The organism is Microcystis sp. LE19-41.2A (genome assembly GCF_027530405.1).
GTDB lineage: Bacteria > Cyanobacteriota > Cyanobacteriia > Cyanobacteriales > Microcystaceae > Microcystis > Microcystis aeruginosa.
On the sequence record NZ_JAPZQJ010000509.1, the window covers coordinates 1 to 1,619 of the forward strand.

Consider the following 1,619-nt stretch of genomic DNA (forward strand, 5'->3'; position numbering starts at 1 on the left):
GATTTTCAGGTGGTCAACTACCTAATTTTCAGGGAAAAAGTACCTGAATTTTCCCCCCAATCACTCCAATGGTCGGCACTTTTTGAGGGAAAAAAAGTCTAAAAACCTTATCCAACAAGGTTTTTAGATTTATTCAGCAAACCCTAAATAATCTAGAGACGTTATCAGCAACGTCTCTAGTAGTTTTTGCCCTTGTTTACGTCGGGGTTTCTCGTTCTAGATTTTTGTAAATTTTTGTAAATTTAACTTGTTTTAAAACACTTTGTCTGGTAGCGATTATCCAAAGAAAAATAGATGAAAGAGGCAAATCGTCAAGAGAATAATCTTGTTTGCTGCCTGATCCCGGTCAATGATAAATTTTAAAATACCTAGTCTTTTACATTTTCCCAACTCTCGGAGTGATCCCCGATGTTAAAAAATCTCTTTGGTGGCAAAAAATCTGACTTTTACCTAGAACTAAAAGAAACCGATGGTGAACAAAAAGCGACAGCAACCACGGCAGCAGCCGCGCCTGTTGTGGAAGCGCCTGCCCCTGCTGTGGAGTCTGCTGCCGCCCCCGTAGCCGAGAAAAAAGCGAAAAAAACTTCTGTTAAGAAAGAAAAGCAAGCAAAAGAAACTCCCGCCGCTCCTGTGAGCGCACCGGCCCCCGTAGCCCCCACTAACGGTAAAGTAGAGCCGCAAGAAGTGGAATTTGCGACAAAATACTTGATTACTCCTAGTATGTCTCGCCGTCGCCCTGGTCCAAGTTTGAATGGTTTCAAAGACATGGCGCGCAAAGCGAAACTACCTGCTAACCGCGGCTAAATCCCCCCGGGATTGCTTTCTCAAAAAAAAAGGAGAGCTTTCTTTGACTCTCCTTTTTCATCAGGGTGCATCTACTGACTCAAGTGTAGCAGAGAGTTTTTTTAGGGTTGGTTATTTAGGTTACTCCCTAGAGTATTTTGGCGATAATTATCACCTGTCTTCTTGGGCAATTTTTAAAACCTAGGACTAGGTTGGCTGGTGGACGGGTGCAAAATCAGCATTCATATTCTTGATTCAGCAACCCCATTAGGGATTAACTTTCGCCGCTCGGATTAGCCAACCGATTACCCCACCCGTAACACCACTGAGGATCGAACTGAGCGCAGCGGTGATCACCACTACTCCGATCTGTTTCCAGTTTTTCAATTCTCCGACTTTTTCGGCGAGATCGGTGGTTTTTCCCGCCGCGTTCTCTATAACTTTAACTCGATCGCTTAAACCCTCTATCTTCGCATCTAGGGTTCGGATATCGCCTTTAATTTCCGACTGCCCTAACTCTAAATTCTTCTGTCCGTTTTCTATGGTGGTTAGTCGGTTTTCCATGGTGGTTAGTCGGTTTTCGATCGCCTTTTGTCCGTTGGCAATACCGATGATTAAATCCTCTAATCTTTTTAAATCTTTTTCAGTTGCGGCTGTCATCAGTTAAACTCCTCTTAGTTGAATTTTTCTTGCCCCGATTCGATACTTTATTGATTGCGGATAACTTTCTCATCGGAAATTTTGGGTCTGAAACCCCGCCGTTCTAGGTTGGCTTTACGTTAGAATTAAAAGGCCAGTCTCGAAAACCAAGTGGACGGCGCAGCACCTTGAAAACT

Annotated in this window: 2 protein-coding genes; one reads left to right on the forward strand and one right to left on the reverse strand. The window is 43.6% G+C overall.

Features of this window, described 5'->3' with window-relative positions:
• The first annotated feature begins 408 nt into the window (after window positions 1-408).
• On the forward strand, window positions 409-804 hold the full coding sequence (locus tag O9290_RS21310) for a hypothetical protein (RefSeq protein WP_012264931.1): 396 nt from the start codon (window positions 409-411) through the stop codon (window positions 802-804).
• Window positions 805-1,050: 246 nt separating this feature from the next.
• Here O9290_RS21310 and O9290_RS21315 read toward each other — a convergent pair whose 3' ends face one another.
• On the reverse strand, window positions 1,051-1,443 hold the full coding sequence (locus O9290_RS21315) for a hypothetical protein (RefSeq protein ID WP_287971521.1): 393 nt from the start codon (window positions 1,441-1,443) through the stop codon (window positions 1,051-1,053).
• Between the last annotated feature and the right edge of the window lie 176 nt (window positions 1,444-1,619).